This window comes from Chromatiaceae bacterium (assembly GCA_024235395.1).
GTDB lineage: Bacteria > Pseudomonadota > Gammaproteobacteria > Chromatiales > Chromatiaceae > Thiosocius.
Map to the genome: position 1 here is coordinate 459,717 of JACKMK010000003.1, position 15,458 is coordinate 475,174.

The window sequence follows — 15,458 nt, forward strand, 5'->3', positions numbered from 1 at the left end:
TGGCAAACTGATCACCGGCAGCGCGCGCTGCGGGTGGAGTTTTGCCGCGTTCCGCCGATACGCTGCCTGTCAGTCGCCTCCCAAGATGCCGTTATCCATGCAGAAAGCCGTGCTCAACGATACCCGCGCCCCCGGCGACCACCTGCTGCTGCGCCGGGTCCTGGACGAAGCCGCTCAGATGATCGTCGGCAAGCGCCTAGAGCTTCGGTTGGCGCTGACCAGCCTGCTGGCCGGTGGGCACCTGCTGATCGAGGACGTCCCGGGGGTCGGCAAGACGACGCTGGCACACGTACTCGCGCGCCTGCTCGGTCTCGACTTCCAGCGCATCCAGTTCACCGCCGACATGCTGCCGGCGGACATCCTCGGCGTGTCGATCTATGACCGTGAAGAGGGGCGCTTCCATTTTCACCCGGGGCCCGTGTTCGCCCAGCTGGTGTTGGCCGACGAGATCAACCGTGCGACGCCCAAGACCCAGAGTGCCCTGCTCGAGGCGATGGAAGAGCGCCAGGTGACCGCAGACGGCGAGACCCGCGCACTGCCCGATCCATTCTTCGTGATTGCCACCCAGAACCCGCGCAATCAGCTCGGTACTTTCGGGCTGCCGGAATCGCAGCTCGACCGTTTCCTTATGCGCATCAGCCTCGGCTACCCGGATCCCGACGCGGAACGCGCGCTGCTCGCCGGCGGTGACCGGCGCCTGTTGCTCAAGGACATGTCCCCGCTGGTCGACGCCGAGGGGCTGCGCGCCTGGCAGGCCTACGTCGACCAGGTGCACGTGGCGCCGGCGTTGTTGGACTATGTGCAGGCCGTACTCGCGGCGACGCGCGCCTCGCCACATTGGGAGTTGGGTCTGTCGCCGCGTGCCGGCCTGGCGCTGCTGCGTGCTGCGCGGGCCTGGGCGATGATCGATGGTCGCGCCCAGGTGGTGCCCGAGGATGTCCAGGCGGTTTTGCCGAGTGTCGCGGGACACCGCCTGACGAGTCTCGAGGGTGATACCGCCCGACAGCTGCGCGAGCTGATCGAAGGCGTGGCCATTCCCTGACGATGGCGTTCGCCGACTGGGCACGGATAGAACGCGTCAACCCGGGGGGACATGCCGAGGTCGGCTATCGCAGGATCTACATCCTGCCGACCCGCTACGGCCTGATCTTCGGGGCCTTGCTGTTCCTGATGCTGCTGGGTTCGGTGAACTACGGCAACAATCCGGCCCACCTGCTGACCTTCCTGCTTGCCGCGCTGACCGGCAATGCGATCTACCAGACCTGGCGCAATCTGCGCGGCCTGCAGCTGGTCTGTCAGGGCGGGCCTCCGTCGTTCGCTGGTCAGCCGGCGCGTTTCGTCGTCGAGCTGCTGTCCGGACCCCGCGAACGACCGGCCATCCAGCTGGCCGTCTCCGGCGCGGAACCGGCGCTGCTCGACCTGCGCGCCGACGGGGGCAACGGTCTCTGCACGCTGTCGGTCTCCGGCCTGGGACGGGGCGAACACCACCCGGGGAGACTGGTGATCAGTACCCAGTACCCGCTCGGCCTGTTCCGTGCCTGGTGCTATGTCGACTGCGATCGGCCGCTATTGGTCTACCCACGACCGGGTCCGGCCTGGCATGCGCCGCTGCAAGACGGCGGCGACGTCGACGGGACCGGTGCCGGGCTGGGCAACGAGGACTTTGCGGGACTGCGCAACTACCGGGTCGGTGACCAGCCGGCACAGATCGACTGGAAGAGCTACGCCCGCGATCGCGGTCTCAACACCCGCGTGTTCAGTGGCCAGGCGGCCGCACCCCTGTGGTTGCGCTGGGACGACGCGCCGGGTACGGACACCGAGACGAAGCTTTCGGCGTTGAGCCGAGGTGTCCTGGACGCCGAGCGCCGCGGACAGCCCTATGGCCTGCAGACGCCGACCCTGATTCTGCAGCCGTCTCTGGGGGTTGCACACCGGCATCAATGTCTGCGCCACCTGGCTTTGTACGGGGGACCGCTTGGCTGACGCGCTCGCCAGGTTGCCGATCCCGCCGCGTCTGGTGAGCGCGCTGCTGCTGTTGCTCGGCGGACTGATGGCACCGCACGCCTCGAACCTGGGTTCGACGATCCTCGGGCTGTTCTACCTGGCGACCGCCTGGCGGCTGTTGGCGATCTGGTACCCCGGGGTCATGCCCGGTCGCTGGGGCCTGATACTGCTGATGCCGTTGGTGCTCGCGCTGGTCGTGTTCACGACCGGGCTGCATGACGGTCGCCTGACCGGCACCGCGGTGTTGATCGTGATGCTCGGCCTGAAACTGCTCGAACTGCGTACGCGCCGCGATATTCACGTGACCGTGTTTCTGGGTTATTTCCTGGTGCTGACCCAGTTTCTGTACAACCAGTCGCTCTGGCTGGCGATCTACCTGTTTGCCGGTGTCGCCACCTTGGTGTCCATCCAGATCGGCCTGAACCGGGTGCGCGTGGACCCGCTTCAGCAGGTGCGCACGACAGGCACTATGCTGGCCGCAGCATTGCCGGTCGCCCTGGTGATATTCGTCCTTTTTCCGCGCCTGCAGAGCCCGTTATGGGCCATCAGCACATCCAGCGCGGTGACTGGGATCAGCGACGAGATGACGCTCGGCAATATCGGACAGTTGTCACGCTCCAACGCAACTGCATTCCGGGTGCAGTTCTTCGATCGTGTTCCACGGCCCGAACAGCGTTACTGGCGCGGACCGGTATTGTGGAACACCGACGGCCGGCGCTGGAGCGCGGGTAAACGCCCGCTGCAGGCACCAGCCACCGGCGACCGACGACAGTCACTGGACTACGAGGTGACCCTCGAACCCACCGGCGAATTCTGGCTGTTCGGCCTGGACATCGTGACCCAGGCACCGCAAGGCGCACGCCTCGATCGCAACTACGCACTGGTCGCCGAACAGCGCGTCAACCGACGGTTCAGCTACCGCGCCAGCTCCGATCCCGATCTCGTGGTGGACGCGCTCAGCCCCTTTGAGCGTCGCCACGGACTGCAACTGCCGGACCATGTCGCGCCGCGTGTCCGCGCCTTGGTGGCCGATTGGCAAGCGCAGACCGATCCACAACAGCCGCTGCAACTGGTGGAACGTGCACTGCGGTATTTTCGCGAGCAGCCGTTCGTGTACACCCTTTCGCCCGGTACCGCCCATGGCGACCCGATCGAGGACTTCCTGTTCGAGTCGCGACGGGGATTCTGCGAGCACTACGCCGGCAGTTTCGCACTGCTGATGCGACTGGCCGGCATCCCGTCCCGGGTGGTGATCGGTTATCAGGGCGGCGAACGCAACCCGCATGCGGAACACTGGGTGATCCGCCAGTCCGATGCACACGCCTGGTCCGAGGTCTGGCTACCCGGGCACGGTTGGTGGCGCGTCGATCCGACGGCGGCGGTCGCGCCCGAACGCGTCGAACAACCGATCAATCCGGCGCTTTCCAGCGACGCCGACCGGGTCGTTTTCCGCACCGGCGACCTCAGTGCGCTGGCCTCGTTGATGCGGGAGGCGGTGTGGTTCGCCGACGCGGTGGATCTCAACTGGCACCGCTGGGTGATCGGGTTCAGTGCCGAGCGCCAGGAGAGTCTGCTCGGCAGGTTCGGGCTCAGCCACCTGCGTGGCGTGGGTCTGGCCGCACTGCTGATTGCGGGCAGTGCTTTCGCAGCGGCGTTCGTGTTCCTGGTGGCCAGGATTCCACGGCCGAGAAAGATCGACCCCTTGCATGCCGTCTGGCAGCGCTATGTAGAGAAACTGCGCCGCGCCGGTGTGCCGACCGCGGTCTGGTACGGTCCGGATACCCTCTGCGCAACCGCCTGCCGGCACTATCCGGGTGCCTGCGAACAGTTCACGGCGATCAGTCGTCTGTATGTCCAGCTGCGTTATGGGCGGCGGCAGGACAATGCCCAGTTGGGCGCGCTGCGCCGCCGGATCCGCAGGCTCAGGTTGCGGTGATGCATCGCGGAAGGGTCACACCGGTAGCCGGTCGGACGGTGCCTGCAGGCCGATCAGCTGCGCGGCCCGGCGCTGCAGTCCGGCGTCCGAACCGGAGCTGAACAGACGAACACCCGATGGGCTCGGTGATTCACGGGTGATCGAGAGCCGGCGGCGCAGTTGCGCGACGACCGCCGGACCCGGATCGACGAGGTGCACCTGATCGCCGACCACACGGCGGATCGTCGTCGCGAGAAACGGGAAATGCGTACATCCCAGGACATAGGTGTCCACACCCTCCCGATGCAAGGGCTGCAGTTCGGCGTTGACCAGATCGAATACCCGCGGACTTTCCAGATCACCGTCTTCGACGGCCTCCACCCAGTGCCGACAGATTCGCTGATAGACCTGGATAGAACGACCATGCACAGAAAGCAGGCGCGCATAGCGGTCGCTCCCCAGCGTGCCCTGGGTTGCCAGTACCGCCACCCGACCGGTATTCGTCAATTGTGCGGCCGGCTTCAGGGCCGGCTCCATACCGACGATCGGCATGTCGAAGTCGCGGCGCAGGATGTCGACCGCAATGGCAGTGGCGGTGTTGCATGCAACCACGATCGCCGTGGCGCCCTGTTCGATCAGGAAGCGCGTGATCACGCGGCAGCGCTCGATCACCTCATCCGGTGTGCGCCCACCGTAAGGAGCATATGCCGAATCGGCGACATACAGCAGCGGCGCACCATCGACCTGGTCCAGCGCATGTCGCAGCACGCTGAGGCCACCGACGCCGGAGTCGAAAAAGCCAATGGCCGCCTGAGCGGTCATTTGCCGATACAGAAACGGCTGAAGATCTCGCCCAGCAGATCGTCCGCCGTGAACTCGCCTGTGATCTCTCCGAGCGCTGCTTGTGCCAGGCGCAGGTCTTCGGCAAGCAGCTCACCGGCATGTCCCTGGTGGAGGGCCCGTCTGCCGTCGAGCAGGTGATCGTGCGCGCGTCGCAGGGCATCGAGGTGGCGCCGGCGGGCGCTGAAATCACCTTCGCCGATCGCGTCGAACCCGACCAGGTGTTTCAGATGCGCGCGCAGGCTGTCCACGCCGGCACCGGTCTTGGCAGAAAGGCTGACCTCGGGCGTACCCTCGACGTCGTGCAGTCCCGGGGCGACGCGGGTCAGGTCGGCCTTGTTGCGGACGCGGGTGATGCCGAGGCCCGGCGGCAGACCGGCGTCGGCCAGCCCGCTGGCGTGCGGATCATCGTGGCCATCGAACACCCACAGCGCATGATCGGCCTGGGCCAACGCGGCTCGCGCGCGCCGCACGCCTTCGCGTTCGACGACGTCGCCGGTGTCGCGCAGGCCCGCGGTGTCGATCACGTGCACCGGCAAACCATCGATCGCGATGTGCTCGCGCAGAATGTCGCGGGTAGTGCCCGGGATTGGCGTGACGATGGCGCTGTCCTGCCCCGTCAGCGCGTTCAACAGGCTGGACTTGCCGGCATTCGGGGGCCCGGCGATGACCAGGGTGATGCCGTCGTGAAGCAGGCGACCGTTGTGTGCGCCCTGGAGCAGCGTGTCGACGCGCTGGACCAGGGCGTCCAGATCGATGATGACGCGCTGATCGGCGAGGAAATCGATCTCCTCTTCGGGAAAGTCGATCGCGGCTTCGACATACATGCGCAGTCGCGTGATCGCCTCGCGCAGCGCGTTCACCCGGGTCGAAAATTCGCCGCTGAGTGACCGCAGCGCTGACCGGGCCGCGGCCGCGGTCTGGCTGTCGATCAGATCGGCTATCGCCTCGGCCTGCGCGAGATCGAGCTTGTCGTTGAGGTAGGCACGGCGGCTGAATTCGCCGGGGTCGGCAAGTCTGGCACCGAGCTCGACGACGCGCCGAAGCAACAGATCCATGACAACGGCACCGCCATGTCCCTGAAGTTCGAGCACGTCCTCGCCGGTAAAAGACGCCGGCGCCGCAAAATACAGCGCAATGCCCTGATCGAGCGGCGTGCCGGCGGCGTCACGGAAGGTCGCGAACTGCACGGTGCGTGGTTGCGGCAGCCGCCCCAGAACCCCGTGCGCGATCGCCGCGACCTTCGGGCCGGATACACGCACGATGCCGACCGCCCCACGGCCGGGCGGTGTCGCAATCGCAGCGATGGTGTCGGTAGCCGGTTCGGCCACGATAGTTCAGGCCTTGGCGCCTTCCTCGATACGCTTGGTGATGACCCATTGTTGCGCGATCGACAGCAGATTGTTCACCACCCAGTACAGCACCAAGCCGGACGGGAAGAACGCAAACATCACCGTGAACACCAGCGGCAGCGCCAACATGATCTTCGCCTGCATCGGGTCGGGGGGCGGCGGGTTCAGCTTCTGCTGGACAAACATCGAGATACCCATGATGACCGGCAGAACGAAGAAAGGGTCCTTTATCGACAGGTCGTCGATCCACAGGATCCACGGCGCCTGACGCAATTCGACGCTCTCCAGCAGGACCCAGTAAAGCGCGATGAAGAACGGTATCTGCACCAGCATCGGCAGACAGCCGCCGAGCGGATTGATCTTCTCCGTCTTGTACATCTCCATCATCGCCTGCTGCATGCGCTGCTTGTCGTCGCCGTAACGATCCTTCAGCGCCTGGATGCGCGGCGTCAACTTGCGCATGTTCGCCATCGAGCGGTAACTGGTCTCGGAAAGCTTGAAGAACGCCAGCTTGATCAGGATGGTGAAGATGATGATGGTCCAGCCCCAGTTATGGACGAAACCCTGGATCTGTTCGAGCACCCAGTACATCGGCTTGGCGATGAACACCAGCCAGCCGTAGTCGACCGTCAGGTCGAGGCCTTCGGCAATCTCGGCAAGTTCCGCCTGTAGCTTCGGGCCGATGAACAGGGTACCGCCGAAGCTCGACTGCTCGCCCGGCGCGACGTTGAGGACGGGGGTGTAGGCGCCGATCACCGCACGACCGTTGTCCAGACCCTTGCCGTAGAAATGCTGCTGTTGGGCACGCGGCGGTACGACCGCCGCGAGGAAGTAGTGCTGGATCATCGCCACCCAGCCGTCGACCGTGTCGCGGTCGAGCTTGCCGGCGCCGAGATCCTCGAAGTCGTATTTCTGGTATTTGTCCGCCTGGGTGTACACCGCGCCGCCGGTGTAGGTGTACATGAACGCATTGCCGGACTCGGTCGGTTTGCCGCGTTGCAGCTGACGATATTCTCGACCGCTCCACGGTTGCTGCGAGCCGTTTTTGAGCAGGTGTTGCAGGCGGATCGCATGGCTGCCGCGCTGGAACGTGTAGCGTTTGGTCACCTCGACACCGTCGGGCGATTGCCAATGCAGATCCACGTCGAGGATATCCTGGCCGGGTTCGAGCACGTAGCGCTGTTCGCCACTGGTGAACAGCGCCTCGTGGGTAGGGTGACGCGACTTGTCCGCACCCAGCAGTCCAGACTGGAGGATGAAGAAATCGGATGGCCGCTGGCTCAACAGCCTGAAGGGCTCGTCGGGACGATCGACGGCGACGGGATAGTCGATCAGTCGTGCGTCGACAATGGTGCCGCCGCGGGTATCGATTGTTAAATCGAACAGATCGGTACGTACCTGGATCAACGTCGCCTGGCTTGCCGGGGCACCGGTGCCGCCGGGTACCACGGGTACCCCCCCGGGGCCATCGATATCGGCCTGCAACGGGGCGTCCGGTGCATCAGTCGGCGCAGTCGGCGCGGTGCCGGTGGCAGCGGCGGTCGGCGTCTGAGGTACCGGGGTCGCGTAGTCTTGCTGCCACGCCTGGTAGAGCAGCATGCCGAGAAACGCCAGGGCCATGAACAGGAGCAGACGAACGTTATCCATAGGAACCAAACTGGATTGCGTGCCGGGTTACGGCGGAAAGGGCGGGAGTTTACCGCGGTTGCGACGTCCGCGCACCGCGCCGAGCTTGCGGATCTGTTCGGTCGATACGTCCATGCAGACGTTCAAAATGTTGGCGTAACGATTCTGCCAAGATCTGCCGCTGTGCCGTTGCGGCCGGCGCACGTGCGCTTACGACGAAATCGATACCGGCAAGCCGCATCTGTTCGTGTCGGAACACTTCACGGGCGATCCGCTTGAGACGGTTGCGGTCCACCGCGCGCCGGACATGACGCTTGGCGATCGCCAGACCCAGACGCGCGCGTCCGGCATGACCGGACAACGCCTGAACGGTGAAATAGTCGTCCGTGGATCGGACCGGTCGGGCAAAGACCCGTCGAAAGTCGGCGGCAGTACCTAACCGTGCGGTCTTCGGAAACCGGCAGGGCGCGTTCTCGCCGGACTTCGGCGACAACGTTACGGAATCAGGCGCGCACGACCCTTTGCACGGCGCGCGTTGAGCACCTTGCGGCCACCGCGTGTCGCCATGCGGGCACGAAAACCGTGATCGCGGGCGCGCTTCAGACGGCTGGGTTGGAAAGTACGTTTCATGACCGTGATCCCGATGAACTGTGATGAGCTGAACACCCCGCAGCGGGCCTACTCACGATCCGAGCGGGTGCTGCAATAGGGGGCCGGAATTTACGCAACATTCGTCCGTGTGTCAACGATTTAGCGGGCCAATGCAGCGTTCGAGCAGATGCCTCTGGGGCTTCCGGGGATAGGATGGTGCAAGCATTGTAAGTAAGCGATCACTTTATATACCGAGCAATTAAAACAAGGGAGATTGCATCCAGCGGCGGCTGTGGATAACTTGCGGTCGAGCGGCTAGACTAGACCCGCGGCGGGCATTTGATCCGGGTGTCAAAAGCTCCGGAGGGTCTCCGCAATGTGGATTCGCGCACCGGACATCCATTGGAGCCTGTAGCCCCGCAGCGCGGGGTTGCTGCCGCTATTGCTCACGAATTCGACGACGCGATGAACGAACCGGCCAATGGTCGGCACACCCTTTTTGTTGGCATCTGGAAAGCAATGAACAACGATCTCTGGCAGCACTGTCTCGACCGCCTTGGAAGCGACATCCCCATGCAGCAGTTCAACACCTGGATCCGTCCCCTGCACTGTATCCAGGAGGACCATAGACTGCGCCTGATGGCACCGAACGCGTTCGTACTGGATTGGGTCAAGAAACACTACCTCGACCGGCTGCGTGGTTACCTGACAGATGTCGGACAGACCCCCGAGATGTCGATCAGCCTCGAGATCGGCAGTGCGCCGCGCAACGTGAACCCGGTAGCGATGGCCCCGGCAGAGCCGGTGCAGACCGAACTGTTGCCCAGAGAGAGTCCCGCACCACCGGTGAAGGCGAACACCAACGCGGATTTCACGTTCGAGAGTTTCGTCGAGGGTAAATCCAACCAACTGGCACGCGCCGCAGGGATGCAGATCGGTGACAATCCCGGCCGGGTCTACAACCCGCTGTTCATCTACGGGGGCGTCGGCTTGGGTAAGACCCACCTGATGCACGCCGTGGGCAACCGGATATTGCAGAACAATCCGGGTGCGCGGGTGCTATACATGCATTCCGAGGGATTCGTAGCCGAGATGGTCAAGGCCCTGCAACACGGCACGATCGACGATTTCAAACGTAAGATGCGTTCGGTCAACGCCTTGCTGATCGACGACGTGCAGTTCTTTGCGGGAAAGGAACGCTCTCAGGAAGAGTTTTTCCATACCTTCAATGCCCTGTTCGAATCGCAGCAGCAGATCATCTTGACCAGCGATCGGTTTCCAAAAGAGGTCGATGGACTGGAAGACCGGCTCAAGTCACGGTTTGGTTGGGGTCTGACGGTGGCGGTCGAACCTCCGGATCTCGAGACCCGGGTAGCTATTCTGAAGTCCAAGGCGCAACAGTTGTTTCACGTCGAACTGCCGAACGAAGTCGCCTTTTTTGTTGGCAAACGGGTGCGCTCAAACATCCGTGAACTCGAAGGGGCATTGCGGCGGATCGTCGCCAATGCCCATTTCACCGGTCGTCCGATCACCATGGATTTCGCCAAGGAGGCGCTGCGCGACATGATCGCCGCGCAGGACAAACTCGTGACGATCGACAACATCCAACGTACGGTCGCGGAGTATTACAAGATTAGGACGTCTGACCTATTATCTGGGAAGCGCAGCCGAACCATTGCCAGGCCACGTCAGGTTGCGATGACACTTGCCAAGGAGTTGACCAACCACAGCCTGCCGGAGATCGGTGAGGCCTTTGGCGGCCGTGACCATACGACTGTGCTGTATGCGACGCGCAGGATCGCCGAGTTGCGAGACAGTGATCAGCGTGTTTCAGAGGACTACAACAACCTGTTGAGAACCCTGAGCAATTGATGTTGGCAGGGGTTGCATCGTTTCGGACGGCGATCGGAGGCGAGCAGATATCCACAATCCGCAAACAGAGATCCAGCCCTTTTGATGACCGCTTTCGAGGCAGAAATCTGCGAGTTAAGTGACTATATTTATTAAGATTTACAATTCGACTAACAGAACGGCACCGGCTTAATAATAACAGTCAGTATTAAAATAAGTTCAATTGATAATTAGTACCCAGGGAGAAGATGACGCATGAAGATCAGCGCCAACCGCGACGACCTGCTCAGGCCATTGCAGCAGATCGTCGGGGTAGTCGAACGCAGACAGACGCTACCCATCCTTGCCAACGTGCTGATTGGATTGAAGAACAAAGAGCTGTCACTGACCGCGACCGATCTTGAGGTCGAATTGCGGACGACGGCACCCGTCGACGCGACGGGAGAATCAGAGTTCACATTGCCTGCACGCAAACTGCTGGATATCTGCAAGGCATTGCCGGATGGTGCCTCGGTAACGATCGAACTCGATGGAGAAAAGGCAGTGCTCCGGTCAGGTCGCGGACGTTACACGCTGGGTATGCTGCCGGCGCAGGACTACCCGAGCATCGAACCTGCGCAGCCGAGTGATGCCTTCTCGCTTCCGGTGAAGTTGCTGAAGCGATTGATCGACAAGACACAGTTTGCGATGGCCCAACAGGATGTGCGGTACTACCTGAATGGGCTTCTCCTTGAACTTCGACCGGGCCGTGTACGCGCGGTCGCGACCGACGGCCACCGGCTCGCATTGTGCGATGCAGCGTTCGAAGGTGAGACGGGTGCCGATGTCCAGGTGATACTGCCGCGCAAGGCGGTGGTGGAATTGGGCAGGTTGCTGGACGACTCCGACGATATCGCACAGCTCGAGATCAGCAACAGCCATCTGCGCGTACAACTCGGCCATCGGGTATTCACGACCAAGCTGATCGACGGACGTTTCCCTGATTACGAACGCGTGATGCCGGCGGGTCAAACCGGGGTCGTGATCGCGGATCGGGAGATACTGAGGCAGGCCCTGGCACGAACGGCGATCCTGTCGAACGAAAAGTATCGGGGAATCCGAGTCCGGCTGAGCAAAGGACTGATGCATCTCCAGGCACACAATCCGGAGCAGGACGAGGCCGAGGAAGAAATCGAGGTCGATTACCAGGGCACGGAGATGAGCATCGGATTCAATGTCGGTTATCTGCTGGATGTGTTGGGCGTACTCGACGGTGATGTCGTGCAGATCGCGGTCGTCGATTCGAATTCCAGCAGTCTGCTGAGCGAAAAGGATTCCAGTGACTGTCGTTACGTGGTCATGCCGATGCGGCTCTAGTGCGCCGCCCCTGGTTGTTGGCTACAGGGTCGTTTTGTCATCCGGGGTAGGGTCGGGATCGGAAGGCGGTTGACGTCGACTGACGTGTGACTCCGTTGCCTTTGGCCTCGCACCGGATGGGAAGGAAGGCGATAGCTTGTACATCCGAGTGCTGGAGATTACCGATCTGCGTGTGATCGAGCGGATCCGGATTGAGCCGGCCGCGGGTCTCAATTTCATTGTGGGAGAAAACGGATCGGGCAAGACATCTTTGCTCGAGGGGATCTACCTGGCTTCCCGCGGGCGGACCTTCCGTCATGCGGAGGCGGGGCCGATGATCCGGTTCGGCGCCGAGCAGACCACCGTCGTTGCGCATCTGGCGCCGGATCGGGTCGACGGTAGTGCCGATGAGTCGGGGGCCATCCTGGGTGTAAGGCGCGGGAAACAGTCGCTGCTGTGCCGTTTGAACGGTAGCGATGTCCGCAAACGGTCCGAACTGGCCGAGGCGTTGCCGGTACAGTGGATTGGTTCGCAGCCTCAGCTGTTGATCTCGATGGGCCCGGAGGTACGTCGCCGGTTTGTCGACATGGGGTTGTTCCACGTGGAACCTCCTTATCTCCGTGCCTATGCGGAGTTTCAACGGACACTCCAGCAGCGAAACGCTGCGATCCGCCAGGGGTCGCGGGAACAGGTGAGTTTGTGGTCCACCCCCTTTGCTGCGGCCTCCGAGGCACTCAACGAATATCGCGAATCGTTCAGTGAACGTCTTGTTCGCCGCACGCTCGAGTTGCTTGGCGAATGGCACACGGATTTCACCATCGACTACCGATTTCGAAGGGGGTGGTCTTCAACAGTCCACCTCGAGGAAGAACTCAGACGCAAGGTCGATCTGGACCTGAAGATGGGTTTTACGACGATCGGACCCCAACGCGCAGAACTGGAGATCTCCGTTGAAGGGGGGGTCGCAGAGAAAAGGCTGTCGCGTGGACAACAGAAGGTCCTGGTCTTTGCGCTCAATCTCGCGATGCAGGATCTCATAAAGTCGCGCAAAGGTACTGCGCCCATCTTGTTGGTGGATGATCTGAACGCCGAGTTGGATCAGCTCAACCGGGAGAAGCTACTCGCTGCGATCGTAGCGCGTGGCGGACAGACGTTCATCGCTGCGATCGAATTGCCGATCGACGTTGGTCGCCTACCGCCCGGGACGCGTTTGTTCCACGTGGAACATGGACGCTGCACGAGCGATGACTAGACCCCTCCTGTCCGCCGGCATCTAATCTGCTCCAGCCGACACCATCCCGTGTGCGGCGGCGACCCAAGCCGATGTATAATGGCCGCTTCTCCACCGCACCTCGCGACGATATCAGCGCATGTCAGACGACGCCCCGAAGAGCAGTTACGACACCTCGTCCATCAAGGTACTCAAAGGCCTGGACGCCGTACGCAAGCGACCCGGCATGTACATCGGTGACACCGATGATGGCACTGGCCTTCATCACATGGTTTTTGAAGTCGTCGACAATGCCATTGACGAGGCGTTGGCCGGGTATTGCAAGGAAATCCGCGTGATCATCCATGCCGACAATTCCGTCAGCGTGCGCGATGACGGACGCGGCATTCCCGTCGGGATCCACGAAGAGGAGGGCGTATCCGCCGCCGAAGTGATCATGACGGTGTTGCACGCAGGCGGCAAATTCGATGACAACTCGTACAAGGTTTCAGGTGGTCTGCACGGCGTCGGGGTCTCGGTGGTCAATGCACTGTCGGATCGTCTGGAACTGACGGTTTGGCGCGACGGGCACCAGCATAGCCAGGTGTTCAAGCTGGGCGTCCCAGAGGCACCGCTCGCCGTTGTAGGTGAGAGCGACAAGACAGGCACCCAGGTCCGCTTTCACCCGAGTCCGCAGATCTTCACCGACACCGAGTTCCACTACGACATCCTGGCCAAGCGGCTACGCGAGCTGTCGTTCCTGAACTCCGGTGTGCGCATTCATCTGCGCGACGAACGCAACAACGATAAAGAAGACGTCTTCGAATACGAGGGCGGCATCCGTGCATTCGTCGAGCATCTGAATCGCAACAAGACGCCGCTGCATCCGAACGTGTTCCATTTCTCGGCCGAACGGAACGGTATCGGCGTCGAGGTGGCACTGCAGTGGAACGAGTCGTACCAGGAGAGCATCTTCTGCTTCACGAACAACATCCCGCAGCGCGACGGGGGTACACATCTGGCGGGCATGCGTGCCGCGCTGACCCGTACATTGAACGGATACATCGAAAACGAGGGGTTGGCGAAGAAGCAGAAGATCAGCACCTCCGGGGACGATGCCCGCGAAGGGTTGACGGCGGTGCTTTCTGTGAAGGTACACGATCCCAAGTTCTCGTCTCAGACCAAGGACAAGCTGGTCTCGTCCGAGGTGAAAGGGGTGGTCGAAAACCTGCTCGCGGAAAAACTCTCCGAATATCTGATCGAGAACCCGACCGAGGCGAAGACCATCGCCGGGAAGATGATCGAGGCGGCCCGGGCCAGGGAAGCCGCGCGCAAGGCGCGCGAGATGACACGTCGCAAAGGGGTGCTGGACGTAGCCGGTCTGCCTGGAAAACTCGCGGACTGTCAGGAAAAGGACCCCGGGCTCTCGGAACTCTACCTGGTAGAGGGCGACTCCGCCGGCGGTTCGGCGAAACAGGGCAGGGACCGGCGCACTCAGGCCATACTGCCGTTGAAGGGCAAGATCCTGAACGTCGAAAAGGCACGCTTCGACAAGATGCTGTCATCCGCGGAGGTGGGTACCCTGATCACGGCGCTCGGCTGCGGCATCGGTCGCGAGGAATTCGATCCGGACAAACTGCGCTATCACCGAATCATCATCATGACGGATGCCGATGTCGACGGCGCGCATATCCGCACCCTGCTGCTGACGTTTTTCTACCGGCAGATGCCGGAACTGATCGAACGCGGTCACATCTACATCGCGCAACCGCCGCTGTACAAGGTGAAAAAGGGGAAGCAGGAAAACTACCTGAAAGACGATGCCGAGTTGAACGCCTACCTGCTGCGGACCGCGCTGGATGGTGCCAGCCTGATCGTCAATCCCGAGGCACCGCCGATCACGGGCGTAGCGCTCGAAGATCTCGCGCAGAAGATGGTCTTGGTCAACGGTATCCTGCAACGACTGGGCAAACGCTACGATCCGGGTGTACTCCACAGCCTGCTCTATCTGCCTACGGTCACCGATGAGTTACTCGCCGACCAGGTGGCTTGGCAGCGATGGATAGAAGACCTCCAGGGGATGTTGAACGCCGACCTGCGCGTCTCGGATCGCTACCGGATCGACATGCAGGAACCGGTGGAAGGCAGCGAAACGGCGGCCCTTCTGATCGAGCACTGGATCCACGGCATTGCGGCGCAACGCACTTTGCCACTGGAGTTCTTCCACAGCGCCGATTACCAGAAGATCGCCGAACTGGCGCAGCACCTTGACGGCCTTCTGTCAGCCGATGCCGAGATTCGGCGCGGTGACAAGAGCCGTCCGATCGCGACTTTCGAAGAGGCGCTGCAGTGGTTGATGGAAGAGGCCAAGCGAGGCCAACACATCCAGCGCTACAAGGGCCTCGGCGAGATGAACCCTGAACAGCTCTGGGAGACCACAATGGATCCCGCTACCCGCCGATTGTTGCGCGTCAACATCGAAGACGTTGTCGGTTCCGACCAGATCTTCACCACACTGATGGGAGACCAGGTCGAACCGCGTCGCGAATTTATTGAACGAAACGCGCTGACCGTTGAAAACCTGGATGTCTGACGGGACCGTGCCGGGCACGGCCTCGTGAGCAATTCATCCACCGGGTTATCCACAGAACGAACCACAGCCGGATCGCGCTGACGGATCGGCGGGCCAGGGTCCCCGCTTTGTTCAGAAAATTGCGACGGCCAATGGTAAGTG

The 15,458-nt window shown here is 62.2% G+C and carries 12 protein-coding genes; 7 read left to right on the forward strand and 5 right to left on the reverse strand.

What is annotated here, in order from left to right; translation table 11 throughout:
* Positions 1 to 97 precede the first annotated feature (97 nt).
* The 3 genes from H6955_15435 to H6955_15445 are packed head-to-tail and all read left to right on the forward strand — an operon-like array spanning position 98 to position 3,940.
* Complete coding sequence (locus H6955_15435) at positions 98 to 1,042, forward strand: AAA family ATPase (protein MCP5314949.1); 945 nt, start codon at positions 98 to 100, stop codon at positions 1,040 to 1,042.
* Positions 1,043 to 1,044: 2 nt separating this feature from the next.
* Positions 1,045 to 1,983, forward strand: coding sequence for a DUF58 domain-containing protein (locus H6955_15440; protein MCP5314950.1), 939 nt, complete (start codon positions 1,045 to 1,047; stop codon positions 1,981 to 1,983).
* Positions 1,976 to 3,940 carry a DUF3488 domain-containing protein gene (locus H6955_15445; protein MCP5314951.1) on the forward strand — a complete coding sequence of 655 codons (1,965 nt, stop codon included), beginning with the start codon at positions 1,976 to 1,978 and terminating at the stop codon, positions 3,938 to 3,940. The genes H6955_15440 and H6955_15445 overlap by 8 nt, the downstream gene beginning before the upstream one ends.
* 15 nt (positions 3,941 to 3,955) lie before the next feature.
* Here H6955_15445 and murI read toward each other — a convergent pair whose 3' ends face one another.
* From murI to rpmH, 5 genes are read right to left on the reverse strand one after another with little or no spacing between them, the layout of a single operon-like run.
* Positions 3,956 to 4,741, reverse strand: coding sequence for a glutamate racemase (murI, locus tag H6955_15450; GenBank protein MCP5314952.1), 786 nt, complete (start codon positions 4,739 to 4,741; stop codon positions 3,956 to 3,958).
* On the reverse strand, positions 4,738 to 6,090 hold the full coding sequence (mnmE, locus tag H6955_15455) for a tRNA uridine-5-carboxymethylaminomethyl(34) synthesis GTPase MnmE (GenBank protein ID MCP5314953.1): 1,353 nt from the start codon (positions 6,088 to 6,090) through the stop codon (positions 4,738 to 4,740). The genes murI and mnmE overlap by 4 nt, the downstream gene beginning before the upstream one ends.
* A gap of 6 nt (positions 6,091 to 6,096) precedes the next feature.
* On the reverse strand, positions 6,097 to 7,758 hold the full coding sequence (gene yidC / locus H6955_15460) for a membrane protein insertase YidC (GenBank protein MCP5314954.1): 1,662 nt from the start codon (positions 7,756 to 7,758) through the stop codon (positions 6,097 to 6,099).
* A 49-nt stretch (positions 7,759 to 7,807) separates the two neighbouring features.
* On the reverse strand, positions 7,808 to 8,230 hold the full coding sequence (gene rnpA, locus H6955_15465) for a ribonuclease P protein component (protein ID MCP5314955.1): 423 nt from the start codon (positions 8,228 to 8,230) through the stop codon (positions 7,808 to 7,810).
* 2 nt (positions 8,231 to 8,232) lie between these two features.
* Positions 8,233 to 8,367, reverse strand: a complete 135-nt coding sequence (rpmH, locus tag H6955_15470) for a 50S ribosomal protein L34 (protein ID MCP5314956.1) — start codon at positions 8,365 to 8,367, stop codon at positions 8,233 to 8,235.
* Positions 8,368 to 8,847: 480 nt separating this feature from the next.
* On the opposite strand from rpmH, the gene dnaA reads away from it, so the two are divergent.
* The 4 genes from dnaA (at position 8,848) to gyrB (ending at position 15,317) form a co-directional block, all read left to right on the forward strand.
* Positions 8,848 to 10,200: a chromosomal replication initiator protein DnaA gene (dnaA, locus tag H6955_15475; GenBank protein ID MCP5314957.1), complete on the forward strand. Its 1,353-nt coding sequence runs from the start codon at positions 8,848 to 8,850 to the stop codon at positions 10,198 to 10,200.
* A 234-nt stretch (positions 10,201 to 10,434) separates the two neighbouring features.
* A complete protein-coding gene (dnaN, locus tag H6955_15480) occupies positions 10,435 to 11,535 on the forward strand; it encodes a DNA polymerase III subunit beta (GenBank protein ID MCP5314958.1) in 1,101 nt (366 codons plus the stop codon).
* A 136-nt stretch (positions 11,536 to 11,671) separates the two neighbouring features.
* Positions 11,672 to 12,766: a DNA replication/repair protein RecF gene (recF, locus tag H6955_15485; GenBank protein MCP5314959.1), complete on the forward strand. Its 1,095-nt coding sequence runs from the start codon at positions 11,672 to 11,674 to the stop codon at positions 12,764 to 12,766.
* A gap of 118 nt (positions 12,767 to 12,884) precedes the next feature.
* Entirely contained in the window at positions 12,885 to 15,317 is a 2,433-nt protein-coding gene (gene gyrB / locus H6955_15490; GenBank protein ID MCP5314960.1) for a DNA topoisomerase (ATP-hydrolyzing) subunit B, read from the forward strand.
* The last annotated feature ends 141 nt before the right edge of the window (positions 15,318 to 15,458 follow it).

Coding starts and splice junctions, on each gene's coding strand:
- H6955_15435 (MCP5314949.1), top strand. CDS start 98: ATGCAGAAAGCCGTGCTCAACGATACCCGCGCCCCCGGCGACCACCTG.
- H6955_15440 (MCP5314950.1), top strand. CDS start 1,045: ATGGCGTTCGCCGACTGGGCACGGATAGAACGCGTCAACCCGGGGGGA.
- murI (MCP5314952.1), bottom strand. CDS start 4,741: ATGACCGCTCAGGCGGCCATTGGCTTTTTCGACTCCGGCGTCGGTGGC.
- yidC (MCP5314954.1), bottom strand. CDS start 7,758: ATGGATAACGTTCGTCTGCTCCTGTTCATGGCCCTGGCGTTTCTCGGC.
- rpmH (MCP5314956.1), bottom strand. CDS start 8,367: ATGAAACGTACTTTCCAACCCAGCCGTCTGAAGCGCGCCCGCGATCAC.
- dnaA (MCP5314957.1), top strand. CDS start 8,848: ATGAACAACGATCTCTGGCAGCACTGTCTCGACCGCCTTGGAAGCGAC.
- dnaN (MCP5314958.1), top strand. CDS start 10,435: ATGAAGATCAGCGCCAACCGCGACGACCTGCTCAGGCCATTGCAGCAG.
- gyrB (MCP5314960.1), top strand. CDS start 12,885: ATGTCAGACGACGCCCCGAAGAGCAGTTACGACACCTCGTCCATCAAG.